Source organism: Pseudomonas sp. HLT2-19-2 (genome assembly GCF_054898005.1).
Window position 1 is genome coordinate 4,536,168 of the sequence record NZ_CM142712.1, and the last position, 22,978, is coordinate 4,559,145.

Below are 22,978 nucleotides of genomic sequence, written 5' to 3' on the forward strand. Positions count from 1 at the left end.
GCCTATAGAGGCGTGGTGGTAGCGCCCGCCGCAGCGTAGTTCTGGTAACTCGTCATCTGCTTGGCTATCCGCGAAATCTTGCTTGCGTAGTCCGGGTCGGTTGCGTAACCGGCCTTTTGCAACTCGCGTACAAACTGTTCTGGGTTATCGGCCGACTTCACAACATCTTGATAGCGATTGTTGGTTTGCAGCAGCGTCACAAGGTCATGGAAGCTGTCCTTGTAAGAGTCATAGGAACGGAACTGCGCCGTCTCCTTGACCATCTCGCCATTCCTGAATTCGCTGGTGATTGCCCGCGCCGACTCGCCCTTCCAATTGCTGCTGGCCTTGATGCCGAAAAGGTTATGGCTGCTGCTGCCATCCTGGGCGCGCATGACCGATTTACCCCAACCGGTTTCCAAGGCCGCCTGCGCCACCAAATAACGCGGATCGACACCAATGCGTTCGGCGGCCTCTTTGGCCATCGGCAACATGGTGTTGACGAATTCGTCGGCGGAACTGAACGCTTTCTTCGCCGGTGCCAGGGGTATTTGAGCCATGGCACGACCATAAACCTGCAGGCGCCCACTGGGTGTCGTATCCGTTTGCGAAGTCAGCCAATCGCCGTTGTACATGGGACCCGAACCGGTCTTGGTACTCTGCGGCATTTGGATTTTGTTCTGCGCCGCCATGGCGGTCGCGGCAGTGGTCGATGCCGACGGCACCAACCCTGCGAGCAAGCGGTCGGCCAGTTTCGGCGGCAGCGCCAGACGCCGCTGATTGATCAGCGCCATATCATTGTGATGAGCGCCCTCGCCCGCATTTGCCGGCGACTTCACCGAACGCGAAGCCCACAACGGACGCTCGCCATTGAGGCGCGACAGCGGCCCGTTGGTGGCGACCGTACCGGCGGCAATTGGCGTTTCCACGGCGGCTTTCGCGGCAGCTTGCTTCGCGGCTGACGCGGCAGCGGCCTCGCCGGGGGCCAACGGTTTATTCTTCGACATCTGACGCATCAGCACGTCAGCCAGACCGATACCGCCGCCCTCACGGGACATGGAAACGGCCAACTGCTGGTCGTACATTTCCTGGTACTGCTTGGCTGCCGGCGTGTTGAGCGGATTGTCCTGGCCCAGCGCGTCGGTGGCCGAGCGCATGGACTTGAGCATTTCACCGAGGAACAGCGACTCGAATTCCTGCGCAACTTTGCGCATGTTCGCGTCACTGTCCTTGTCGCCGACCTTGAGCTGGTTCAGACGATTGAGGTCCGAATAGGAACCCGAATCGTTGCTGCTGACACCCAAACCGCCCTTGCGCATATCCATGGTCGTCGTCCTCAGATCACGATCAGGTCGGCTTGCAATGCGCCGGCCTGTTTCAGTGCTTCGAGGATGGCCATCAAGTCACCCGGTGCCGCGCCGACCTGGTTCACCGCACGCACGATTTCGTCGAGGGTGGTGCCCGGGCCGAACTTGAACATCGGCTTGGCTTCCTGCTGGGCGTTGACCCGCGAGCGCGGCACGACCGCCGTCTGACCATTGGACAGAGGGCCGGGCTGGCTGACGATCGGGTCTTCAGTGATGGTCACGGTCAAGCTGCCGTGGGTCACGGCGGCCGGGGAAACCTTGACGTTCTGGCCGATCACGATGGTGCCGGTACGGGAGTTGATGATGACTTTCGCCACCGCCTGACCCGGGTCGACTTCAAGGTTCTCGATGATCGACAAGTAGTCGACGCGCTGGCTCGGATCGAGTGGTGCGCTGACACGAATCGAGCCGCCGTCGATTGCCTGGGCAACACCAGGGCCGAGCATGTTATTGATCTTGTCGACGATGCGCTTGGCCGTAGTGAAGTCCGAACGATTGAGGTTCAGGGTCAGGCTATTGCCCTGGTTGAAACCGCTCGGCACCGAACGCTCAACCGATGCACCGCCCGGGATACGACCGGCCGACGGAACGTTGACGGTGATTTTCGAACCATCGCGACCTTCAGCATCAAAACCGCCGACTACAAGATTGCCCTGAGCGATCGCGTACACGTTGCCGTCGATACCCTTCAGAGGCGTCAGCAGTAAGGTGCCGCCGCGCAGGCTCTTGGAGTTACCGATGGACGCTACGGTTATGTCGACCTGCTGACCCGGCTTGGCAAACGCTGGCAGATCGGCACTGATTGACACCGCCGCGACGTTCTTCAACTGCACGTTGCCTGAACCTGCCGGCACCTTGATGCCGAACTGCGAGAGCATGTTGTTGAAGGTCTGCAGGGTGAACGGGGTTTGGGTCGTCTGATCACCAGTGCCGTTAAGCCCGACCACCAGGCCATAGCCGATCAATTGGTTGGAACGCACGCCGGAAATACTGGCGATGTCCTTCAGCCGCTCGGCTTGAGCGTTGAAGGCTGCGGACAGCAACAGAGCGGCCACCATCAGGTGTTTGAAGTTCAACGTAGCCACCTAGAAAGGGAACAGCGGGCTGAGGAAGAAACGGTCGAACCAGCCTGGCTGACTCGCATCGGCAAACGCACCGGTGCCCGAATAGGTGATCCGCGCATCGGCGACGCGGGTCGACGAAACGGTGTTATCCGTAGCGATGTCATCGGCCCGAACAAGCCCTGCAATCCGTACCAGCTCATCGCCGGTATTGAGGGTCAGCCACTTCTCGCCGCGCACGGCGATGATGCCGTTGGGCAACACGTCCGCGACGGTCACCGTGATCGAACCGGTCAGGCTATTGCTCTGGCCGGACTTGCTGTCGCCCTTGGTCGCACGGTCGCCTTCGTAACCGACGTCCAGACTCAGGCTACCGCTGCCCACTGGATCACTGGTGCTCAGGCCACCACCGAAAAACGAGCTCAGGCCGATGTCGGTCTTGCTGTTCTTGGCGGTTTGCGAGTTAGCGTTCTTGCTGGCCTGGGTGCGTTCGTTCAGGGTGATGGTGATGATGTCGCCGACCCGGAATGCCTTGCGGTCGCTGTACAGGTTCTGTTCGAAACCGGCCTGGTAGATCGAGCCGTTATTGGCGGCTGCCGGCAACGGTGTGCGCGGCAACACCGGGGCGTAGTAAGGGTCATTGGGCTTGGGCGACGGGGCAACGCAGCCCGCGAGCACGACGGCCCCACTCAGTGCCAGAACAGATACAAAGCGATTCATGACCCTACCTCACGGTGTTGCAGGCGACCTGATGGCCGCCTCATAGACTTGATTACAGATTCTGCGTTACGAACGAGAGCATCTGGTCGGCGGTCGAGATCACCTTGGAGTTCATCTCGTAAGCGCGCTGAGTGGTGATCATGTTGACCATCTCCTCAACGGTGCTGACGTTGGACGTTTCCAGGGTGTTCTGCAGCGTAGTGCCGAAACCGGCCAGGCCTGGGGTGCCGACTTGCGGCGCGCCGCTGGCAGCAGTTTCCAGGAACAGGTTGTTGCCCACGGCCTGCAGACCGGCCGGGTTGATGAAGTCGGCGGTTTGCAGGTTGCCGATCACCTGGGATGCCGGGTTGCCGGCAACGGTGACGGAGACGGTGCCGTCGCGACCGACCGTGAAGGTCTGGGCATCGTTGGGGATGACAATGGCCGGTTCCAGGGCGAAGCCGCTGGCGTTGACGATCTGACCGTTGGAATCCAGGTGAAAAGTACCGTCACGGGTGTAGGACGTGGTGCCGTCCGGCTGCAGAATCTGGAAGAAACCGCGACCGTCGATGGCCATGTCCAACGGCTGCTCGGTGGTTTGCAGGCTGCCGGCGGTGAAGTTTTTCTGGGTGCCGACGATGCGCACACCGGTACCCAATTGCAGACCCGACGGCAGTTCACTGTCCTGGGTCGACTGGGCGCCTGGCTGGCGTTTGATCTGGTAGAGCAAGTCCTGAAACTCGGCGCGGTCACGTTTGAAACCCGTGGTCGACACGTTGGCCAGGTTGTTGGAAATGGTCGTCAGGTTGGTGTCCTGGGCGGACAGACCTGTTTTGGCAACCCATAGAGCCGGAAGCATTCGATTCTCCTCGTGCGCCTGTTTTACGGCGCGACGTTCTGATAATTAGCTGATCTGCAAGACCCGAGCCATGGCCTGGTCATCGTCTTTGGCGGTGTTCATCATTTTGATGTGCAGTTCGAACTGCTTGGCCAAGGCCAGCACCGAGGTCATTTCTTCCACGGCATTAACGTTGCTCGACTCAAGGAAACCGGACACCAGCTTGACATTGGCATCGGCTTGCGCCGGCTTGCCATCCTTGGTGTGGATCGACCCGTCCAGGCCTTTGGTCATGTTCCTGAAGTCAGGGTTGACCAGTTTGATGCGGTCGACTTCGGCCATCACGCGAGGACCTTCGCCCATCGCACGAATGCTGATGGTGCCGTCCTCGCCCACTTCGATTTGCTGCTCGGGTGGCACGGCAATCGGCCCGCCATTGCCCATCACCGGCATACCATTGCCGGCCCGCAGCACGCCCAAGGCGTCAACGTTCAGGCTGCCGGTGCGCACGTAGCTTTCGCCGCCGTCAGGGTTCTGCACGGCGATCCATCCGCTGCCTTGCACGGCGACATCGAGGTCGCGACCGGTTTCCACCAGCGCGCCAGGGGAGAAATCGGTGGCCGGACGCTCGGACAAGGCAAACGCACGCGCCGGAAAGCTGTCACCGAACACCGGCATCGAACGAGCCTGCTCCAGGTCTTTCTGGAAACCGTTGGTGGAGATGTTCGCCAGGTTGTTCGCATGAGCCTTCTGCGCCAGTGCATTCTGGCTGGCGCCGGTCATTGCCACATAAAGGTACTTGTCCACACTCTTTCCTCTGCATGCCGGACGTTTGCCGTCCACTGCTGTACTGCTGAGCGATAAGCAATTTGCAGACCAACTTTTTTCTGGCGGCACGGGGCCCGGCAAACAAAGGACTTGAGGGATACAGGCGGGAATCAGGGATTGTGTCAAAGACGAAAAACCGGCGGTGTTATGCCGGTAAGTGGCAACGATCAGTCAGGTGTTGTCTTTACCGACCTCGTACTCACGCAACTTATTGGCAATGGTGGTGTGGGAAACACCCAGGCGCTTGCCCAGCTGCCGACTACTCGGGTGCTCGGAGTACAAGCGCTCCAGCACCGCTTTCTCAAAGCGCCCGACAATCTCGTCCAGCCCGCCCTCCAGCGAAAAATCGCCAAGTGGCTGACGCACGCCATAATCCGGCAGGCGAATATGCTCGGCCTTGACCGTCCCTCCTTCGCACAGGGAAACGGCCTGGAACAGCACGTTTTCCAACTGTCGCACGTTGCCCGGCCAATGGTAGTGACTGAGCCGTTCCATCGCCGCCGGCGTCAGTTTTGGCAGTGGGCAACCGATCTGCCGACTGGCCTGATCGAGGAAGTGCTCCACCAGCGGGGTCAAACCATCGAGGCATTCGCGCAGTGGCGGAATGTGCAACGACAGCACGTTCAAGCGGTGATACAAATCTTGGCGAAACTCGCCTCGTGCGCACAATTCCGAGAGGTCAACCTGCGTCGCACAGATCACTCGTACATCCAGATAAACCTCTTCATCACTGCCTACACGACGGAAACAACCGTCCTGCAGGAAACGCAGCAATTTCACCTGTAAGCGCGGGCTCATTTCCCCGACGCCATCGAGAAACAGCGTACCGCCCGCTGTCAGCTCCAGCAGCCCGAGCTTGCCTTCTGCCCTCGCCCCCGCGAAAGCGCCGGGGCCGTAGCCGAACAGCTCCGTCTCAGCCATGGATTCCGGCAGGCCGGCGCAGTTGAGCGCCATCAAGGGTGACTGCCCCCGCGGACTCGCCAGGTGGCAGGCTCGCGCCAGCAACTCTTTACCGGTACCGGTTTCACCTTCTATCAATAGCGGCGCATCCAGCGGCGCCATGCGTCGGGCTTCGCGCACCACGGCGGCCATCACCTTTGAGCTTTGGAAGATGCTGTCGAACCCACGCAATTCCTGTTTGCGCACGTTGTAGATGCGCTCCCCTACCCGATCCGCGCGGTGCAGCGTCAGCACCGCGCCAGCCATGGCTTCGCTGTCGTCATGTTCCGATTGCAGTGGCGCGATGTCGGCGAGAAACACGTCGCCCTTGACCTTGACCCGCAGCCCGTTGATCCGCGATTTGTTGGCGCGCACCAGTTCAGGCAAGTCGAAATCTTCGGCGTAACGCGACAGCGGGATCCCTGGAACCTCATCCACGCGCACCCCGAGCAACTGCGCCGCTGCGCGGTTGGCCGCGACGATCGAGCCGCCCATGTCGATCGACAGCACCGGAAACTCCAGGGCGCCGAGCAAGGCATTGAGTTCCATGTGCCGACGCTCGCTGGGCATCAGACCTACGCGCTTGACGCCAAAAACCCCGGCAATCGATTCAAATTTCGGACGCAACGCCTGGAACTGAATGTTGATCAGGTTCGGGCAATGCAGGTAGATGGCATTGCCATGCTCACCGCCGACCTCGCCGCGTGCGACGTTGATCCCGTATTCCACCAGCAGGTTGAGAATGTCGCGCAGGATGCCGATGCGGTTCTGGCAGTGGACTTTGATACGCATATAAAGGCCCGAAACAGGAGTGATCGAGGGCCTGAGCCAGAAATTTTCTGCGCAGGCGCCAACTTAGTCGTCAAGATTATGTGACACCTGTACGCAGTTTCAAACTCGAAAATCTCAATAGCTGCGCGACAAGCGCCAAACCGTAACGAATACTTTACGAAAATTGGCGAATTCTCCTACACACGATGCCAATCACCTGCTGCAACACCGCACACCTTGGAGTATTTCTAGGTCCATAGCAGGACATAACAAGAACGAAATCCCCTAGCAGGAGAGCAGCATGAAGCAGACGCAATACGTGGCTCGCGAGCCCGATGCGCAAGGTTTTATCGACTACCCCGCCGAAGAACACGCGGTGTGGAACACGCTGATCACTCGCCAACTGAAAGTGATCGAAGGGCGTGCGTGCCAGGAATACCTGGACGGTATCGAAAAACTCGGTCTGCCCCACGACCGCATTCCTCAACTCGGTGAGATCAACAAGGTCCTCGGTGAAACCACCGGCTGGCAGGTTGCCCGGGTACCCGCACTGATCCCCTTCCAGACCTTTTTCGAATTGCTCGCCAACAAGCAGTTTCCGGTGGCAACGTTTATTCGTACCCGCGAAGAGCTGGACTACCTGCAAGAGCCGGACATTTTCCACGAGATTTTTGGCCACTGTCCGCTGCTGACCAACCCTTGGTTCGCCGAATTTACCCACACCTACGGCAAACTTGGCCTACAAGCATCCAAGGAAGAACGCGTGTACCTGGCGCGTCTGTATTGGATGACCATCGAGTTCGGTCTGGTCAACACGCCAGAAGGCCTGCGCATCTACGGCGGCGGCATTCTCTCCTCGCCGAAAGAAACCGTTTACTGCCTGTCGGACGAACCTGAGCATCAGGCCTTCGATCCGCTGGAATGCATGCGCACGCCTTACCGCATCGACATTTTGCAGCCGCTGTACTTTGCCCTGCCAAACCTCAAGCGCCTGTTCGACCTCGCCCACGAAGACATCATGGGTATGGTCAAGCAAGGCATGCAGCTGGGTTTGCGCGCACCAAAGTTTGCGCCAAAACCAAAAGCTGCGTGATCCGCGACTTTTACGATCAAGTGAGTCTGTCAGGAACCGACGCTTTGCTTTAGCGTGGTGAACTGGCAGCCGATTTCCAATCATTCGATTTCAGGAACCCATCATGTCCACATTGAACCAAGCCCACTGCGAAGCCTGCCAAGCCGGCGCTCCTCAGGTCAGCGACGAAGAACTGCCGGTACTGATCAAGCAGATCCCGGACTGGAACATTGAAGTGCGCGACAGCGTGATGCAGCTGGAAAAAGTGTTCCTGTTCAAGAACTTCAAACACGCGCTGGCGTTCACCAACGCCGTCGGTGAAATCTCCGAGGCCGAAGGTCACCACCCAGGCCTGCTCACCGAGTGGGGCAAAGTCACTGTGACCTGGTGGAGCCACTCGATCAAAGGCCTGCATCGCAACGACTTCATCATGGCAGCGCGCACTGACGAAGTGGCCAAGGACGCCGAGGGCCGCAAATAATGCATTTCGACGCCATAGGTCGAGTACCCGGCGACCCGATTCTCGGCCTGATGGAGGCCTATGCGCAGGACCCCAACCCGCGCAAATTCGACCTCGGTGTGGGCGTCTATAAAGATGCCCAGGGCCTGACACCGATTCCTCAGTCCGTGAAGCTCGCCGAGCAACGTCTGGTGGATCGTCAGACCACCAAAACCTACATCGGTGGCCACGGCGAACCGGCGTTCGGCAAGGCCATCATTGAATTGGTTCTGGGTGCCGATTCCCCGCTGATCGCCGAACAACGGACCGGCGCGACGCAAACGCCGGGCGGCACCGGCGCGCTGCGCTTGAGTGCCGACTTCATCGCCCAGTGCTTGCCGGGCCGTGGCGTGTGGTTGAGCAACCCAACCTGGCCAATCCACGAAAGCATTTTCGCGGCGGCCGGGGTCAAGGTCGGTCATTACCCGTACGTCGGCAGCGATAACCGCCTCGACGTCGAAGCGATGCTCGCGGTACTCAATGAAGCGCCGAAGGGCGATGTGGTGCTGCTGCACGCCTGCTGCCACAACCCGACCGGTTTCGACCTGTCCCATGACGACTGGCGCCGGGTGCTGGAGGTGGTGCGCAGCCGCGATCTGGTTCCGTTGATCGACTTCGCCTACCAAGGCTTCGGCGATGGTCTGGAACAGGATGCATGGTCGACCCGCTTGTTCGCGGCCGCGTTGCCGGAAGTGCTGATCACCAGTTCCTGCTCAAAGAATTTCGGCCTGTACCGCGACCGCACAGGCGCGCTGATTGTCTGCGCGAAAACCGCTGACAAGTTAGTGGACATCCGCAGCCAACTGGCCAACATCGCCCGCAACCTGTGGTCGACACCGCCGGATCACGGCGCTGCTGTGGTGGCGACCATCCTCGGTGATCCAGAGCTGAAAAGCCTCTGGGCTGACGAAGTGGAAGCCATGCGTTTGCGTATCGCCCAACTGCGCAGCGGATTGGTTGAAGCCCTTGAACCTCATGGGTTGCGCGAGCGCTTTGCGCACATCGGCGTGCAGCGCGGAATGTTTTCCTACACCGGATTGACGCCGGACCAGGTGAAACAACTGCGCGATCATCACAGTGTTTACATGGTCAACTCAGGCCGCGCCAACGTGGCCGGGATTGATGCGACGCGTCTGGATTTGCTGGCCGAGGCGATTGCCGAAGTCTGCAAATAACCCCGCCCTCCACTGATCGTTCCCATGCTCCGCGTGGGAATGCAGCTCGGAACTGCTACAGACCTGTCCAGACAATCCCATCCGTCGCAACAAATGGATATAAAACTCTGTTTGTCATTTCTCCTGCTGTATCCTTCCCAGGCTTTTTAAAAGCGCGGATCTACCAGATCTATCAACAGACTTTGCGAGGAGCGCGATATGCACGAGATCCCTAATCTCCCCTTCCCAAGCCTGCACGAAACTGAGCAGACGCCCACGCAACAAGCCGGTGCCCAACAGCCCGAGCCGAAAGAAGCCACTGAACGCCGCAAGGCCGACAGCGAAGACTGATTCACCTGCAATGCCAGACCGTGTGGAAAGCGCTAACATGCGCTTTCCACACCGCCTGAACCCTTGAGCCCCTCCATGACCGACGACTTCAGCCCTACCTTTAGCGAAGCTCAGGCCAGCATTCTGATCGGCACCACCGAGAAGATGATCGAGATCTGGAATCGCCTGTCCCCCGAAAAGCAAGCCGCCCTCCTGGCCCGCTTCGGTTCCGAAGAAAACGCCCTGGCCGCCCTGGTCACAACGCACCTGGTTGCTCCCGCCAAACCCTGATTCACCCCACACGGCAAATAGTTTTACTTTTCCACGACCCGCGTCCGCTCGCGCCGCTATCATAAGCAGCCTATCTATCCTGCTTCCCCGTGGACCTTTTACCCATGTCTGAAAACCAGCGCCCCCTGGCGGTCACGCTGCAAGTCGTTTCCATCGTCCTGTTCACCTTCATCGGCTACCTGAATATCGGCATTCCCCTGGCCGTGTTGCCGGGCTACGTCCACAGCGACCTGGGCTTCGGCGCGGTAATCGCCGGTCTGGTCATCAGCGTGCAATACCTGGCCACCCTGCTCAGCCGTCCTTATGCCGGGAAAATCATCGACAACAAGGGCAGCAAACTCGCCGTGATGTACGGCCTCGCCGGCTGCGGTTTGAGCGGGGTGTTCATGCTGATTTCGGCCTGGACCCAGAGCCTGCCGACCGTGAGCCTGATCAGCCTGCTGATCGGTCGTCTGGTGCTCGGCAGCGCGGAAAGCCTGGTGGGCTCCGGCTCGATCGGCTGGGGCATCGGCCGGGTCGGCGCGGCGAACACTGCCAAGGTCATTTCCTGGAACGGCATCGCCAGTTATGGCGCCATCGCCATCGGCGCACCGCTGGGGGTGTGGCTGGTCGGTGAGTTGGGTTTGTGGAGCATGGGCGTGAGCATCTTGCTGCTGGCCGTGCTGGGCCTGGCACTCGCCTGGCCGAAAACCGCCGCACCGATCGTTGTCGGTGAACGCTTGCCGTTCATGCATGTGCTGGGGCGCGTGCTGCCACATGGTTGCAGTCTGGCGCTGGGCTCGATCGGCTTCGGCACCATCGCCACCTTCATTACCCTCTACTACGCGACTCAGCATTGGTCCAATGCGGTGCTTTGCTTGAGCGTGTTCGGTGCCAGTTTTATTGGTGCGCGGCTGCTGTTCGGCAACCTGATCAACCGCCTCGGCGGCTTTCGCGTGGCGATTGCCTGCCTGTCGGTGGAAACCCTCGGCTTGCTGCTGCTATGGCTGGCACCGGATGCTCATTGGGCACTGGCCGGTGCGGCGCTGAGCGGGTTCGGCTTTTCGCTGGTGTTCCCCGCGCTGGGGGTGGAAGCGGTCAATCTGGTGCCAGCCTCCAGCCGTGGTGCTGCGGTCGGGGCTTATTCGCTGTTCATCGATTTGTCGCTGGGAATCACCGGGCCGTTGGCCGGAGCGGTTGCGGCAGGCTTTGGCTTTGCCTCGATTTTCCTGTTCGCCGCCCTCGCCGCTTTAAGCGGGTTGATGCTTAGCGTTTATCTGTACCGGCAAGCGCCAAAGTATCGCGAAGAAAGAGACGCGCGTTAGAAGTCGACCTTACCGCGTCCAGCCTTGATGCTGCCACGTTTGGTCTTGGACTCCAACCGACGCTTTTTCGAACCGAGGGTCGGTTTGGTCGGGCGACGTTTCTTTTCGACCTTGGTGGCGCTGAGAATCAACTCGGTCAACCGCTCCAGCGCATCGGCGCGATTGGCTTCCTGCGTGCGGTATTGCTGGGCCTTGATGATCAACACCCCTTCGCTGGTGATGCGGCTGTCCCGCAGCGCCAGCAACCGTTCCTTGTAAAACTCGGGCAAGGACGAGGCCGGAATGTCGAAGCGCAGGTGCATGGCGCTGGAGACCTTGTTGACGTTCTGCCCCCCCGCGCCCTGAGCGCGAATAGCGGTCAACTCGATCTCGGCATCCGGCAGATGCACGTTGTTGGAAATCACCAGCATGGAAAAGCGTCCGGGTTCAGGGTGGTCAGGATACCGCGAAAGACGCTCTCAATAGCAGGTAATCAATGGCGCAGGCGAGATATGAAAAGCTCTCCCGGATTTTTCTTACAGCGTTCTCGGATTTACAAATGGGGAGTTGCTTTGTTTCGAATAGCAATATTAATCTAAGACTTTACATCGACGGATTACATTGGCTAATGAACCTTGAAAATATTAGATACTACACTTCTGTCACTCTCATGGTCTTAGGCTGCTCCGGACTTCCCGCCGGACTAGTTGTGTTTTGCATAAAAAAAGCAATCCACATAGACAAAAATAATCTAAATATTACCTACTTAGTAACATACGCAATTATTGTTTTTTTGGGATTAGTTTTTTACATCCCAAGAATGCGAGGCAGAACATAAATAGTTAATCCTCACAGCACTATTACATCAATTGGAAGATTTTTCTTCTGAAAGAATTATATTTATGGTTAGAAAATCGACTAGCGCCTCGAAAGCCAACGCCAGCTTTCCCGTTTGCCGGTAAGCTCTCTCGTAGTTAATTGGATCACGCCTGAAAAACTCCACCGCTCCAGGCTTACGCCCTTCCCTCGAAACTCCGTACCCCGAAATAAACAAATCCATAGAGTAATAAGCCATATCTCCCTGATAATCATCAAGTAAAGTTCTGTAGATACGCCTAACAGGTCCGACCGTACCTGGAGTTCGTATCCGATCCATGAACCACACCTACCGTAAGACAACCGCCTCGTTTACCGTGGCATCTCTGGCGAGCAGTTCCATGGCAGTAGCGCTTCGTAATCGGCCACCGACTCCGCATGCGGCAGCCGCTCCAGTACGTGGCGCAGCCACGTATAGGGCTCCTGGCCGTTGACCTTGGCGGTCTCGACCAAGCTGTAGATCTGCGCACTGGCGGTGGCGCCTTTGGGCGTGTCGCTGAACAGCCAAGCCTTGCGCCCAATGACAAACGGCTTTATTGCGCGCTCTGCCGGGTTGTTGTCGATCGGTAAAAAACCGGCTTCCACGTAGCGTTCCAGCCGGTTCCAGTTGCTGGCCAGGTAGTTCACTGCCTTGCCCAGCACACTTTGAGGGGTGACCTGAGGCTGCGTTTTTTCCAGCCAGCCTTTCAACTGGGCCAGGATCGGCAGGCTCTTTTCCTGACGGCCAATAAAACGCTGCTCATCACTGGCATCCTTGAGTTCACGCTCGATGCCGTACAGCTTGTTGATCATCGTCAGTGCAATATCGGCACGTCCCGTCTTGCCCTTGGGCTGCACTTTTTGCGCATCGACGAACTTGCGCCGTGCATGGGCCATGCACGCCAGCCGCTCCACACCCGGTTGCAACGCCAATGCGTTGTAACCCGCGTAATCATCAGTCATCACGTAGCCGCGATAACTTTCCAGCAGGCGCAACGGCACGTCCTGCGCACGGCTGGACGTGTAGTCGAACAGCACGACTTTTCGGTCTGGCGGCCCGCTGGCCTGCACCCACATCCAGGATTGGCAGGTAGGGTCTCGATCCGGTTCCTTAAGTACCTGGACGCGGGTTTCATCACAGTGGATGACCGGGCTTTCCAGCAATCGGTCGCGCATTAAATTCAGCAACGGTTGTAAGTGCTCTCCGCACTGGATAACCCAGCGAGCGAGAGTCTGACGCGGGATATCGATACCGTGTCGGCTCAGCACCGTTTCGAAACGATGCAGCGGTAAGCCATCGACATACTTGGTGGTCAGCAGCATCGCCAGTACGCTCGGACTGGCCATGCTCTTTTCGATCAACTGAGCAGGTTTATCAGCAGTGACCGGAGCCGTTTCACAACCACGGCAGCCGTAGACTTTGCGGATGTGTTTGATCACTCGGATCTGCATCGGCACGATGTCCAGCTGTTCGCTGGTTTCTTCACTGATCACATGCTTGCGGCAACCGCAGGCACAGGTCAGTTCATGTTCTGGCAGTTCGTGGATGACTTCGATGCGCGGCAGATCAGCCGACAGTGGCTTGCGTTTGCCACGACGTGGCGTCGGAGCAACCACTTCTTCGTCAGCGTCGCCGACTGAAGGCATCGGCTCGCTTTCGGGCTCGTTGAATAACGCGAGTTGAGGCGTGTTGGGTTCAACGGTCTGCTCGGATTTACGTCCGAATAAACGGTCGCGCAGCAACTTGATCTGTTCTTTTAGATCGACGATATGAGTCTGGTATGCCTCAGCCGTTGCCTGCTGACGGCTGAGTGCCTCAAGCAACATTTGCTTGAGCAGAATAGGGTCATCAGGGAGGTCTTCGGGCATCAAATTCATGCCCGGATTATACCCGTCAAGCGACGAATCTTGGCGTTAAAACCTTGTGAGGACGGTTGCGCCAGAGATCAAATCCATCCAGTAGCCAGTTCAGCTCCTGAACGGTCAGCACGATAGCCTCGTCCACCTCATCAGGTGAAATTTTAAAACGCTCGGACTCCAGGCGCTTGAGCCAAAGGCAGAAGCCGTTGCGCTCCCAGTACAACACTTTGACGCGGTTACGGTGGCGATTCAGGAAAACAAAGAGCACGGGGTCAAACACCGCGACCTTGATATCCAGTTCGACCAGCGCAGCCAGGCCATCGATGGACTTTCGAAAGTCTACCGGCTTTGGATAGAGGTACACTTTTTCAACGCTGGCATTGGGACGCATCATGGTGATGGGCTCCTCATGGAAATCGGGAGCACAGCATCAGCCGTCAGCTATCCGCTTGGAATGTGGGGTTCATGGATCCCTTACTGGAGTTCCCGGCTCATGATAGATATTACCCAAGCCTTCATAGATATTATTCGCACCATGTCCGACCATCAGCCCCCCCGGAACCACCCCTAGCCCTCCTGAGCTACCAATGACCGAAACACCCGTCCTAACCTGCATTACACCAGCCACAACCCCGACACCATTCTGAAGGTAAAATCGAGCCCTCGATAATAATTCTTCCTGTTCCGCCCTTAACTCCTGAACCCCTTGCCACACGCTGATGAGTCCTTCATCAACAGCTTGGATCACCTCATCAGCATAGGATGAAATAACCGAACTGAATCGCAACCGTGTAACACCGTCCGGCAAATGTGTCATGCCAATATTGCATCCTACCGCTACCAGATCAGAAGCCGCCCTAGTCACATCATGAATATCGCACGAAGTTTCATTCATCCTCATTTGCCCACGTACTGTATGCGCTTGTTGCCCCAGGCACATGCGCCCAAGCAATATCTCTATAACGAATAGCCACCTGTTCTTGCGGTTCTGCATCGTTCATACGAATAGCGTGGGGGACTTGTTGGCTGATATGTGCAATACGCGCACCGGTGAGATGTATTGAATAATATCGCTCCTGCCCCCCCAGCCGAGGCTGTACGGTAGAAATTGATAATACACTCCACTTCTTCACGCTCATGAAGCGCGCTCGCCAACAGCGGTGATGATTTATCGATACCCTTGGTAATCATGATAGGCATGTGCTTGCCGCGACCACCTGACATGCTGCCGTCATTACCCGTCACCATATCGTGCGAATAGGCCAACACCATGATTTCGTCTTGGTGGCCGAACTGGCATTTATTACCGATAGAGCTTTGACCGGAGCAGCCAGCAGAAATCAAACCTTGCCGCTTACCTGTAATAGTCATGTAGCTTTGACTGGCCATACATACGGCTCCTTAATGTACTTGGAGCGCCAGCCTATGACAAAAAGGACAAGGCAGATTGTAGGCCGGTTCTGAATTAACGTGCCTGCTTCTGTTTTTTCACAATTCAGAAATTACTGTAGTGAATAATAACTACCCCTGTAGGAACGAGACTTCAGCACAATCGTAAAGTTAGCGTGTCACGAATAATAAACCCGGCACATGGCCGGGTTTGTTGTTTCTGCGTTATGCGTTTTACTTCGCGGTGGAACCCGCAGCCTGCAGCGCATGCCGGTCACGACGCTTGTTCTTGATGCCGTAGCAAACCCACATGAACGCAACCCACACCGGAATCGCATACACCGAGATCTGGATGCCCGGAATCAACAACATTACGCCGAGAATGAACACCACGAACGCCAGGCAGACGTAGTTACCGTAGGGGTACCACAGGGCCTTGAACAGCGGCGTTTGCTGGGTCTTGTTCATGTGCTGGCGGAACTTGAAGTGCGAGAAGCTGATCATCGCCCAGTTGATCACCAGGGTGGCCACGACCAGCGACATCAACAGTTCCAGCGCGTTTTGCGGGATCAGGTAGTTCAGCAGCACCGCGATCAGCGTCACCGCCGCCGACGCAAGGATCGAACGCACCGGCACGCCGCGCTTGTCGATCTTCGACAAGGCTTTCGGCGCATCGCCCTGCTCGGCCATGCCCAGCAGCATACGGCTGTTGCAGTAGGTGCCGCTGTTGTACACCGACAGCGCCGCGGTCAGGACCACAAAGTTGAGGATGTGCGCGGCGGTGTCGCTGCCGAGCATCGAGAACACTTGCACGAACGGACTGCCGCTGTAGGAATCACCCGACGCGTTCAGGGTCGCCAACAGGCTGTCCCATGGCGTCAGCGACAGTAGGATGACCAGCGCACCGATGTAGAAAATCAGGATCCGATAGATCACCTGGTTGATGGCTTTCGGGATCACAGTTCTCGGTTTGTCGGCTTCCGCTGCGGTAAAACCGAGCATTTCCAGGCCGCCGAAGGAGAACATGATGATCGCCATGGCCATCACCAGGCCGCTGATGCCATTCGGGAAGAAGCCGCCGTGAGCCCAGAGGTTGGTCACCGACGCTTGCGGGCCGCCGTGGCCACTGACCAGCATATAGCTGCCCAGCGCAATCATGCCGACGATGGCCACGACCTTGATGATCGCGAACCAGAACTCGGCCTCACCGAAGACTTTGACGTTGGCCAGGTTGATCAGGTTAATCAGGACGAAAAATCCGGCTGCCGATACCCAGGTCGGGATGTCCGGCGCCCAGTAGTGGATGTACTTGCCGACCGCGGTCAGCTCCGACATGCCCACCAGAATGTACAGAATCCAGCAGTTCCAGCCCGACAGGAAGCCGGCAAAACCACCCCAGTATTTATGAGCGAAGTGGCTGAAGGAACCGGCCACCGGCTCTTCGACGATCATTTCGCCGAGCTGGCGCATGATCATGAAAGCAATGAAGCCGCAGATGGCGTAGCCGAGGATCATCGACGGGCCGGCGGATTTCAGGACGCCGGCCGAGCCGAGGAACAGCCCGGTACCGATCGCACCACCGAGGGCGATCAGTTGAATATGGCGATTTTTCAGGCCGCGTTTCAGCTCGCCTGAATGCGAGTTTTGTCCACTCATGAAAAGGCTCTCACGTTCAGCGTATTTACAACAGTCATGCGTCACCTGTTTGTTTTTATCTGTGACGAAATCGAACCCGACACGCTCGTAACGCGGCGGAGTGAACAAGGCGGATAGCCTTAAGGTTTGCGCAGATGCGCAGGAGGTCACAGTTAAAACGCGGCGCATTGTACACCTGTAACCCCCTGCTGCCAGACACCGCTGGATCAGCGTGTCGATTGCCGGGATTGCCAGTGTCCGCCTCGAGTGCCTCGGGCGGCTGCAAAAATTGAGTCAGACCTTTGCAGGTCTCTGACGGGAGCAATGGAAAAATTGCCCCACGGGGAGAGATGAAAATGAGTCACGGCGTACATTGCGCCTCCTTCTTGTTATGCACCTGCACGACAGGCATGCGGCGCATCTCACCCTTCAACCGCGTCTGAAACAAGCGGGCCAGAGCCCTGCGCAGGGGTTAAATGGCTCCTGAGCGGAAGGTTTTCCTTACATTCACTTCATCAACGTCAATCCAAGGGTTTTGAGGCTTGATTTTCGTCAGCATTTCTTTACATGCCGTAACGTAAATTTTCCGAATCAGATCTGGATGTAAGCTGACTGCAAATTGACGGTAGGACGTTTCCTTATGGAAACGTCGGGTTAGTTTTTTGTTTTTTATTAACAAATAGCTTCCTACAAAACAGAATAAAAAGTTCAAAATAAATCTTATTTAATTATTTTTTTGCATTTTAAAAATCTCTGAACTAGGTTTTAGCGACTTGCCGAGCCGCATCGATCGGCAAGTTGTTCTTACTCAAAAGTCATCTAGGAGATTCACCATGCAAGCACTGGACAAAGACTTGGAAACTGAACTGCAACTGGACGATTGGTTTGAAGCACCAACCCATGAAGCCGCCGTTGAAATGATGCAAGCCGACGCGGTTGTTCCGTTCGGCACGGCGATGTGGCCTTTGTAGAAAGGCCCGGCAGGCACGATCCGGCCGGTTGTGCCTGCCACTTTTTCTCGGTTTGTCAGGGAGGACTACATGGATAAGCAACGCGCCATCTCGCATTTCCTTTACTACCTCGAACACCACCCTGCCCTTGCCGGCATCAACCCGGCGAAGGTTTTGCTCGGCCACACGGCTGATTACGAAGCACTGACCGGCGCCATTGCCGAACAGGCCGGTGACAGCCCGCGTTTTGGTTTCAGCGCGATGCGACTGGATCTGGAACCCACGCCATTGCTGGCCCAGGCGATAGCCGACAGCGATCTGTATATTTTCTTCTACGACTCTTCCACCCTGCCCAACCCACGCCCCGACGGCCCGGAATTTGTCCGCGCGCTGCAAGGCGTGATGGCCGAGAACTGGAAGAAGTCGCTGCTGTTCAAGGATTACGGCGATTACTTCTACGATACCTTCAGTGTCACCCCGCAGCGCATCGCCGGGTTGAACAGCCACTTGATCCAGCGCATGTCTCACGCCACCACGTTAAGTTTCAAAGATGATCACGGGTCATGGTTCGAAACACCGTTGAGCAGCATCAAGAAGTGGACCGACATTAACGGTGTCGGCAACTTCGATCTGGCGCCCGGTGAAATTGCCACGCACAGCGAAGCCATTAACGGCCGGGTCAGGTTCATGGGGACTTTTCTCGGCACTATTCCATTTGCCCGCAAATACGGGGTGCTGGAGTCACCGCTGGAACTGTGGATCGAGAACTCGACCATCAGCAAAATCGCCACCGATGTACCCGGGCTGGAACATGACTTCAACAAGTATCTAGAAGCCAATCCATCCAATCGACGGATCGAGGAGTTGGGGGTCGGCACCAACGAAGGCGTGAAGACGTTGTATGCACGCAATGCCGGGTTCGAGGAGCGTCATTGCGGCCTGCATCTCGGATTGGGCGGTGGCGCGAAGGGCAGCCATCATCTGGACCTGATCTTCTCCAGCGGCGTGTTGGCGCTGGATGATGAGCCGGTGTTTGATGGGCGGTTTGTGTTCTAAACGGGGTGGGTACGATCAGCCAAGCAAAAAAAAAACGCCAACCCGAAGGTTGGCGTTTTTTATGGGGCGCTTACCAATTACTCAGGCTTGCGACGACCGAAGCCCGGACGCTGGCCCGAACCGGCTGGCGCACCACGGCGCTTGCCCGATGGCGCGTCCTTGTCGACCAGAACAATGCCCGGGCGCTTCTTCGGCGCTGGCTTGGCCGGGCGCTTGGTGTCGGAAGGACGGTCTGCCACTGGCGTACCACGACCGGCTGGAGCACCGCGATCGCTACGACCGCCGCTTGGCGCACCGCGACCCTCGCCACGTTCAGTGCGACCGTTGGCCGGACGCGGCGCGCGCGGACCGCGCTCGCCATCCGCACGTGGCGCGGCTGGTTTGCGGGACGGACGATCGCCTTCGATCTGCGGTTCACGGGAGTCACGCGGTGTAGCAGCGGTTTGGTTACCGATGGCTGGACGCAACGAACGCACGCGCTCGGTCTTGCCCAATGGACGCGACGATTTACGCTGCATGCGATCGAGCTTATCTTTGCTTTTGGCGTTCATCTGCGGCATGGCCACAGGCGTCAGGCCCACTTCAGCACTCAAAATGTCGACTTCGTACTGGCTCATTTCGCGCCAGCGACCCATCGGCAGGTCGGAGTTGAGGAACACCGGACCGAAACGCACGCGCTTCAGACGGCTGACCACCAGGCCCTGGGATTCCCACAGACGGCGGACTTCGCGGTTACGACCTTCCATCACCACGCAGTGGTACCAGTGGTTGAAACCTTCGCCGCCTGGGGCCTGCTTGATGTCGGTGAACTTGGCCGGGCCGTCTTCGAGGACGACGCCTGCCTTCAGACGCTCGATCATCTCGTCATCGACTTCGCCACGCACACGTACCGCGTATTCACGGTCCATTTCATAGGAAGGGTGCATCAGGCGGTTGGCCAGCTCACCATCGGTGGTGAACATCAGCAGACCGGTGGTGTTGATGTCCAGACGGCCGATGTTGATCCAGCGACCTTCTTTTGGGCGCGGCATCTTGTCGAAAACGGTCGGACGGCCTTCCGGGTCAAGGCGGGTGCAGATTTCACCGTCGGGTTTGTTGTACATGATCACGCGGCGTACCGACTCGGCGGCTTCTTCGCGCTTGATCACCTTGCCATCAATGGTGATGGCGTCATGCAGGTCGACGCGCAGGCCAAGGGTGGCGTCTTTGCCGTTGACCTTGATGCGGCCGTGGCTGATCCAGGCTTCTACGTCACGGCGCGAGCCGACCCCGATACGGGCGAGGACTTTCTGCAGTTTCTCGCCTGCTGGGCCGATTTCCTGGTCGTCTTTCTGTTCTTTGATACTCATCTGGGCACCTCCCGGTGTGGTCTGTTCAGGCAGCCCTGAATTGAGCGTCCTGAAGCGATGTAAAACTGGTACTTGGCAAAGGGATCGCCGAAGGGTCGCGAATCATACGCTCATGGGAGCGTTCGCGCATCAGAGACTAGCTGATCAATGGAGACTTACTTATTTTTCCGCCGACCGGCGTCGAGTTTGATCAGCCTGAGCGACGCTTCGGCGAGAACCGTGCGCTTGTCGACCTTGTGTAGGAGCCAAGCTTGCTCGCGATAGCGACGGCACATTCAACATCAAAGTGACTGGAAGGCCGCTATCGCGAGCAAGCTCGGCTCAGGATTGGGGTCAGTCGTCGAATTCGCGGCGTTCGTTTTCGATCGCTTCGGCGAGAGCCCGGGCTTCGGCTTCTTCGTCGCTCAGTTCAGGTTCGGGCTTGGCTTGTTCCAGTGCAGCCACAGCGGCCAGGAGTTTTTCGCGAGCTTCGGCGACGCCGAGCACATCGTCTTCCTGCTCTTCTTCGACTGTGGCTTCTGGCTCAACCTGAAGTTCAACTTCGATTTCAGGCTCAGCCTGATCCACGCCTTCGTCAGTCTCAGTCACTGCTTCATCGCGCAACAAATCGTCGAAGTCGGTTTTGATCCCTTCCTCCATGGTGTCCAGTTCCAGCAGCAACGTATGGAAACTGGTTTCTTCCTTCGGCTCTTCCGGTTCGGCACTGGCGTCGGCCAACGCTTGCAGACCGGCAGGCACTGGCGCGTCGTCGAAATCGAGCACTGGATCAGGTTCAAGCTCGCGCAATTCGGCCAGCGGTGGCAAATCGTCGAGGTTTTTCAGGTTGAAGTGATCGAGAAAGGCCTTGGTGGTCGCGAACATCGCCGGCTTACCCGGCACGTCGCGGTAACCGACAATGCGAATCCACTCGCGCTCTAGCAAGGTTTTGACGATGTGACTGTTGACCGCCACGCCCCGCACATCTTCGATCTCGCCCCGGGTGATCGGCTGGCGATAGGCAATCAGGGCTATGGTTTCGAGCATGGCGCGCGAATAACGCTGCGGGCGTTCTTCCCACAATCGTCCTACCCACGGCGAGAACTTTTCGCGAATCTGCAAGCGATACCCGGAGGCCACTTCCTTCAGCTCGAAGGCGCGGCCGTCGCAGGACTTGGCGAGAATCGTCAGGGCTTTCTTGAAGACGGGCGGCTCCGGCCGCTCGCCCTCTTCGAAGAGTTCGAACAGGCGTTCAAGCGATTGCGGTTTTCCCGAGGCCAACAGAAAGGCTTCAAGCAGTGGCGCCAGCTCGCGGGGTTCAGTCAGGTTCATGATTCAACTCGTTATTCGGCTCGGGCCCGGACATGGATCGCCGCGAACGGCTCATTCTGCACCAGCTCGACCAAGGATTCCTTGACCAGTTCGAGAATCGCCATAAAGGTCACCACTACCCCAAGACGCCCTTCTTCAGCGGTGAACAGCTCGACAAACGGCACGAAACCACCACCCTTGAGCCGTTCCAGCACATCGCTCATGCGTTCGCGCGTGGACAGCGCCTCGCGACTGACCTGGTGGCTTTCGAACATGTCGCCGCGGCGCAGGACCTCGGCCATGGACAGCAGCAGCTCTGACAGACGCACGTCCGGCAACAGTTTGCGCGCTTGGGCTTGCGGAGCGTCGAGCTTGGGCACCACCACATCGCGGCCCACGCGGCTCAGACCATCGATGCCTTCGGCAGCAGCCTTGAAGCGTTCGTACTCTTGCAAGCGGCGGATGAGTTCGGCGCGAGGGTCGTCTTCTTCGGCCTCGATCGTTTCGGCACGCGGCAGCAGCATCCGCGACTTGATCTCGGCCAGCATCGCGGCCATGACCAGGTACTCGGCGGCCAACTCCAGGCGCACCGACTGCATCAACTCGACATAGCCCATGTATTGCCGAGTGATTTCCGCCACCGGGATGTCGAGAATGTTGATGTTCTGTTTGCGGATCAGGTACAGCAGCAGGTCCAGAGGGCCTTCGAACGCTTCAAGGAAGACTTCCAATGCGTCAGGCGGAATGTACAGGTCCAGCGGCATTTCCATGACCGCCTGGCCATAGACCATGGCGAAGGGCAGCTCTTGCTGGGCTCCGGCCTGACTGTCGATAACGGGTTCTACTGCAGACATCTACGCCTCGGCCATGAACGGCGTAGGGTCGCCGCAACCGACGCGGATCACTTCTGGCTCGCCGTCGGCGAGGTTGATCACGGTGGACGCCTTGATCCCGCCGAAACCGCCGTCGATGATCAGTTCGACCTGATGCTCAAGCAATTGACGCATTTCGTAAGGATCGGTCATCGGATCGGTGTCGCCAGGCATGATCAGCGTCACGCTCATCAGCGGTTCGCCGAGTTCCTCCAGCAGCGCCAGGGCAATCGGATGGCTCGGCACGCGCAGGCCGATGGTGCGTTTTTTCGGGTGCAACAACAGCCGCGGGACTTCGCGGGTGGCGTTGAGAATGAAGGTGTATGGCCCCGGCAGGTGAGCTTTAAGCAGGCGGAAGGTGCCGGTGTCGATCTTGGCAAACAGCCCCAGTTGCGACAGGTCGCTGCAAATCAGCGCGAAGTTGTGCTTTTCGTCCAGCTGTCTCAAGCGACGCACGCGCTCCACGGCATTCTTGTCGCCGATCTGGCAACCAATGGCATAGGACGAGTCTGTGGGGTAAATCACCACCCCGCCGTTGCGGATGATCTCGACAGCTTGTTTTATCAGGCGCGCTTGCGGGTTTTCCGGATGAATCTGGAAAAATTGACTCACAT

At 57.8% G+C, this 22,978-nt stretch carries 24 protein-coding genes and 1 pseudogene; 8 read left to right on the top strand and 17 right to left on the bottom strand.

Annotated elements, in window-relative coordinates; translation table 11 throughout:
* Window positions 1-2: 2 nt before the first annotated feature.
* The 6 genes from flgJ to ACYZTU_RS21100 all read right to left on the bottom strand — a co-directional run bounded on the left by flgJ (window position 3) and on the right by ACYZTU_RS21100 (window position 6,503).
* Window positions 3-1,304, bottom strand: a complete 1,302-nt coding sequence (gene flgJ / locus ACYZTU_RS21075) for a flagellar assembly peptidoglycan hydrolase FlgJ (protein ID WP_461965228.1) — start codon at window positions 1,302-1,304, stop codon at window positions 3-5.
* 11 nt (window positions 1,305-1,315) lie between these two features.
* On the bottom strand, window positions 1,316-2,404 hold the full coding sequence (locus tag ACYZTU_RS21080) for a flagellar basal body P-ring protein FlgI (protein WP_283184534.1): 1,089 nt from the start codon (window positions 2,402-2,404) through the stop codon (window positions 1,316-1,318).
* A gap of 27 nt (window positions 2,405-2,431) precedes the next feature.
* Window positions 2,432-3,127 (bottom strand): flagellar basal body L-ring protein FlgH, encoded by a 696-nt coding sequence (gene flgH / locus ACYZTU_RS21085; RefSeq protein ID WP_461965230.1) that lies wholly within the window; start codon window positions 3,125-3,127, stop codon window positions 2,432-2,434.
* A gap of 52 nt (window positions 3,128-3,179) precedes the next feature.
* Complete coding sequence (flgG, locus tag ACYZTU_RS21090) at window positions 3,180-3,965, bottom strand: flagellar basal-body rod protein FlgG (RefSeq protein ID WP_461965232.1); 786 nt, start codon at window positions 3,963-3,965, stop codon at window positions 3,180-3,182.
* A 45-nt stretch (window positions 3,966-4,010) separates the two neighbouring features.
* The gene (locus tag ACYZTU_RS21095; protein WP_461965234.1) at window positions 4,011-4,751 is read right to left on the bottom strand and encodes a flagellar basal body rod protein FlgF; all 741 of its coding nucleotides are present in this window, start codon (window positions 4,749-4,751) and stop codon (window positions 4,011-4,013) included.
* 192 nt (window positions 4,752-4,943) lie between these two features.
* Window positions 4,944-6,503: a sigma-54-dependent transcriptional regulator gene (locus ACYZTU_RS21100; protein WP_461965236.1), complete on the bottom strand. Its 1,560-nt coding sequence runs from the start codon at window positions 6,501-6,503 to the stop codon at window positions 4,944-4,946.
* 280 nt (window positions 6,504-6,783) lie between these two features.
* On the opposite strand from ACYZTU_RS21100, the gene phhA reads away from it, so the two are divergent.
* The 6 genes from phhA (at window position 6,784) to ACYZTU_RS21130 (ending at window position 11,132) form a co-directional block, all read left to right on the top strand.
* Complete coding sequence (gene phhA, locus ACYZTU_RS21105; protein ID WP_461965238.1) at window positions 6,784-7,575, top strand: phenylalanine 4-monooxygenase; 792 nt, start codon at window positions 6,784-6,786, stop codon at window positions 7,573-7,575.
* A 103-nt stretch (window positions 7,576-7,678) separates the two neighbouring features.
* Window positions 7,679-8,035 (top strand): 4a-hydroxytetrahydrobiopterin dehydratase, encoded by a 357-nt coding sequence (locus ACYZTU_RS21110; protein WP_129442142.1) that lies wholly within the window; start codon window positions 7,679-7,681, stop codon window positions 8,033-8,035.
* Window positions 8,035-9,228, top strand: coding sequence for an amino acid aminotransferase (locus ACYZTU_RS21115; RefSeq protein WP_461965240.1), 1,194 nt, complete (start codon window positions 8,035-8,037; stop codon window positions 9,226-9,228). Before ACYZTU_RS21110 ends, ACYZTU_RS21115 begins: the two co-directional genes overlap by 1 nt.
* A gap of 198 nt (window positions 9,229-9,426) precedes the next feature.
* Window positions 9,427-9,558, top strand: coding sequence for a hypothetical protein (locus tag ACYZTU_RS21120; protein ID WP_008156098.1), 132 nt, complete (start codon window positions 9,427-9,429; stop codon window positions 9,556-9,558).
* Between the two features lie 75 nt (window positions 9,559-9,633).
* Complete coding sequence (locus tag ACYZTU_RS21125; RefSeq protein ID WP_461965242.1) at window positions 9,634-9,828, top strand: hypothetical protein; 195 nt, start codon at window positions 9,634-9,636, stop codon at window positions 9,826-9,828.
* Between the two features lie 104 nt (window positions 9,829-9,932).
* Window positions 9,933-11,132: an MFS transporter gene (locus ACYZTU_RS21130; protein WP_461965244.1), complete on the top strand. Its 1,200-nt coding sequence runs from the start codon at window positions 9,933-9,935 to the stop codon at window positions 11,130-11,132.
* Here the strand turns inward: ACYZTU_RS21130 and arfB are convergent.
* The 7 genes and pseudogenes from arfB to ACYZTU_RS21165 form a co-directional block, all read right to left on the bottom strand.
* On the bottom strand, window positions 11,129-11,542 hold the full coding sequence (arfB, locus tag ACYZTU_RS21135) for an alternative ribosome rescue aminoacyl-tRNA hydrolase ArfB (RefSeq protein ID WP_007902485.1): 414 nt from the start codon (window positions 11,540-11,542) through the stop codon (window positions 11,129-11,131). The two genes, ACYZTU_RS21130 and arfB, sit on opposite strands and share 4 nt — an antisense overlap.
* Before the next feature lie 434 nt (window positions 11,543-11,976).
* Window positions 11,977-12,267 carry a DUF4225 domain-containing protein gene (locus ACYZTU_RS21140; RefSeq protein ID WP_461965246.1) on the bottom strand — a complete coding sequence of 97 codons (291 nt, stop codon included), beginning with the start codon at window positions 12,265-12,267 and terminating at the stop codon, window positions 11,977-11,979.
* 32 nt (window positions 12,268-12,299) lie between these two features.
* Entirely contained in the window at window positions 12,300-13,844 is a 1,545-nt protein-coding gene (tnpC, locus tag ACYZTU_RS21145) for an IS66 family transposase (RefSeq protein WP_461965248.1), read from the bottom strand.
* A gap of 16 nt (window positions 13,845-13,860) precedes the next feature.
* A complete protein-coding gene (tnpB, locus tag ACYZTU_RS21150) occupies window positions 13,861-14,220 on the bottom strand; it encodes an IS66 family insertion sequence element accessory protein TnpB (protein ID WP_252117532.1) in 360 nt (119 codons plus the stop codon).
* Window positions 14,221-14,289: 69 nt separating this feature from the next.
* Window positions 14,290-14,721, bottom strand: coding sequence for a DUF4225 domain-containing protein (locus tag ACYZTU_RS21155; protein ID WP_461965250.1), 432 nt, complete (start codon window positions 14,719-14,721; stop codon window positions 14,290-14,292).
* Window positions 14,714-15,215: pseudogene (locus tag ACYZTU_RS21160) on the bottom strand (Hcp family type VI secretion system effector). The gene ACYZTU_RS21155 and the pseudogene ACYZTU_RS21160 overlap by 8 nt, the downstream one beginning before the upstream one ends.
* A gap of 234 nt (window positions 15,216-15,449) precedes the next feature.
* Window positions 15,450-16,871, bottom strand: coding sequence for an amino acid permease (locus ACYZTU_RS21165; RefSeq protein WP_461965252.1), 1,422 nt, complete (start codon window positions 16,869-16,871; stop codon window positions 15,450-15,452).
* A gap of 812 nt (window positions 16,872-17,683) precedes the next feature.
* Between ACYZTU_RS21165 and ACYZTU_RS21170 the strand changes: the two genes are divergently transcribed.
* Window positions 17,684-17,821 carry a hypothetical protein gene (locus ACYZTU_RS21170; protein ID WP_170219177.1) on the top strand — a complete coding sequence of 46 codons (138 nt, stop codon included), beginning with the start codon at window positions 17,684-17,686 and terminating at the stop codon, window positions 17,819-17,821.
* Between the two features lie 69 nt (window positions 17,822-17,890).
* On the top strand, window positions 17,891-18,856 hold the full coding sequence (locus ACYZTU_RS21175; protein WP_461965254.1) for a M29 family metallopeptidase: 966 nt from the start codon (window positions 17,891-17,893) through the stop codon (window positions 18,854-18,856).
* A gap of 77 nt (window positions 18,857-18,933) precedes the next feature.
* On the opposite strand, the gene rluB is transcribed toward ACYZTU_RS21175, so the two are convergent.
* The 4 genes from rluB to ACYZTU_RS21195 all read right to left on the bottom strand — a co-directional run bounded on the left by rluB (window position 18,934) and on the right by ACYZTU_RS21195 (window position 22,976).
* A complete protein-coding gene (rluB, locus tag ACYZTU_RS21180; protein ID WP_461965256.1) occupies window positions 18,934-20,205 on the bottom strand; it encodes a 23S rRNA pseudouridine(2605) synthase RluB in 1,272 nt (423 codons plus the stop codon).
* 333 nt (window positions 20,206-20,538) lie between these two features.
* Window positions 20,539-21,513, bottom strand: a complete 975-nt coding sequence (gene scpB, locus ACYZTU_RS21185; RefSeq protein ID WP_461965258.1) for an SMC-Scp complex subunit ScpB — start codon at window positions 21,511-21,513, stop codon at window positions 20,539-20,541.
* Window positions 21,514-21,524: 11 nt separating this feature from the next.
* Entirely contained in the window at window positions 21,525-22,223 is a 699-nt protein-coding gene (locus tag ACYZTU_RS21190) for a segregation and condensation protein A (RefSeq protein ID WP_461971125.1), read from the bottom strand.
* Window positions 22,224-22,346: 123 nt separating this feature from the next.
* On the bottom strand, window positions 22,347-22,976 hold the full coding sequence (locus tag ACYZTU_RS21195; RefSeq protein ID WP_461965260.1) for an L-threonylcarbamoyladenylate synthase: 630 nt from the start codon (window positions 22,974-22,976) through the stop codon (window positions 22,347-22,349).
* Between the last annotated feature and the right edge of the window lie 2 nt (window positions 22,977-22,978).

What these genes read in the sequence shown, in the direction of transcription:
- ACYZTU_RS21165 (WP_461965252.1), bottom strand. Translation starts at nt 16,871, where the DNA reads ATGAGTGGACAAAACTCGCATTCAGGCGAGCTGAAACGCGGCCTGAAA.
- ACYZTU_RS21130 (WP_461965244.1), top strand. Translation starts at nt 9,933, where the DNA reads ATGTCTGAAAACCAGCGCCCCCTGGCGGTCACGCTGCAAGTCGTTTCC.
- tnpB (WP_252117532.1), bottom strand. Translation starts at nt 14,220, where the DNA reads ATGATGCGTCCCAATGCCAGCGTTGAAAAAGTGTACCTCTATCCAAAG.
- flgJ (WP_461965228.1), bottom strand. Translation starts at nt 1,304, where the DNA reads ATGGATATGCGCAAGGGCGGTTTGGGTGTCAGCAGCAACGATTCGGGT.
- tnpC (WP_461965248.1), bottom strand. Translation starts at nt 13,844, where the DNA reads ATGAATTTGATGCCCGAAGACCTCCCTGATGACCCTATTCTGCTCAAG.
- rluB (WP_461965256.1), bottom strand. Translation starts at nt 20,205, where the DNA reads ATGAGTATCAAAGAACAGAAAGACGACCAGGAAATCGGCCCAGCAGGC.
- ACYZTU_RS21110 (WP_129442142.1), top strand. Translation starts at nt 7,679, where the DNA reads ATGTCCACATTGAACCAAGCCCACTGCGAAGCCTGCCAAGCCGGCGCT.
- ACYZTU_RS21155 (WP_461965250.1), bottom strand. Translation starts at nt 14,721, where the DNA reads ATGAATGAAACTTCGTGCGATATTCATGATGTGACTAGGGCGGCTTCT.
- flgG (WP_461965232.1), bottom strand. Translation starts at nt 3,965, where the DNA reads ATGCTTCCGGCTCTATGGGTTGCCAAAACAGGTCTGTCCGCCCAGGAC.
- phhA (WP_461965238.1), top strand. Translation starts at nt 6,784, where the DNA reads ATGAAGCAGACGCAATACGTGGCTCGCGAGCCCGATGCGCAAGGTTTT.
- ACYZTU_RS21170 (WP_170219177.1), top strand. Translation starts at nt 17,684, where the DNA reads ATGCAAGCACTGGACAAAGACTTGGAAACTGAACTGCAACTGGACGAT.
- ACYZTU_RS21080 (WP_283184534.1), bottom strand. Translation starts at nt 2,404, where the DNA reads ATGGTGGCCGCTCTGTTGCTGTCCGCAGCCTTCAACGCTCAAGCCGAG.
- ACYZTU_RS21100 (WP_461965236.1), bottom strand. Translation starts at nt 6,503, where the DNA reads ATGCGTATCAAAGTCCACTGCCAGAACCGCATCGGCATCCTGCGCGAC.
- scpB (WP_461965258.1), bottom strand. Translation starts at nt 21,513, where the DNA reads ATGAACCTGACTGAACCCCGCGAGCTGGCGCCACTGCTTGAAGCCTTT.
- flgH (WP_461965230.1), bottom strand. Translation starts at nt 3,127, where the DNA reads ATGAATCGCTTTGTATCTGTTCTGGCACTGAGTGGGGCCGTCGTGCTC.
- ACYZTU_RS21115 (WP_461965240.1), top strand. Translation starts at nt 8,035, where the DNA reads ATGCATTTCGACGCCATAGGTCGAGTACCCGGCGACCCGATTCTCGGC.
- ACYZTU_RS21125 (WP_461965242.1), top strand. Translation starts at nt 9,634, where the DNA reads ATGACCGACGACTTCAGCCCTACCTTTAGCGAAGCTCAGGCCAGCATT.
- arfB (WP_007902485.1), bottom strand. Translation starts at nt 11,542, where the DNA reads ATGCTGGTGATTTCCAACAACGTGCATCTGCCGGATGCCGAGATCGAG.
- ACYZTU_RS21140 (WP_461965246.1), bottom strand. Translation starts at nt 12,267, where the DNA reads ATGGATCGGATACGAACTCCAGGTACGGTCGGACCTGTTAGGCGTATC.
- ACYZTU_RS21120 (WP_008156098.1), top strand. Translation starts at nt 9,427, where the DNA reads ATGCACGAGATCCCTAATCTCCCCTTCCCAAGCCTGCACGAAACTGAG.
- ACYZTU_RS21175 (WP_461965254.1), top strand. Translation starts at nt 17,891, where the DNA reads ATGGATAAGCAACGCGCCATCTCGCATTTCCTTTACTACCTCGAACAC.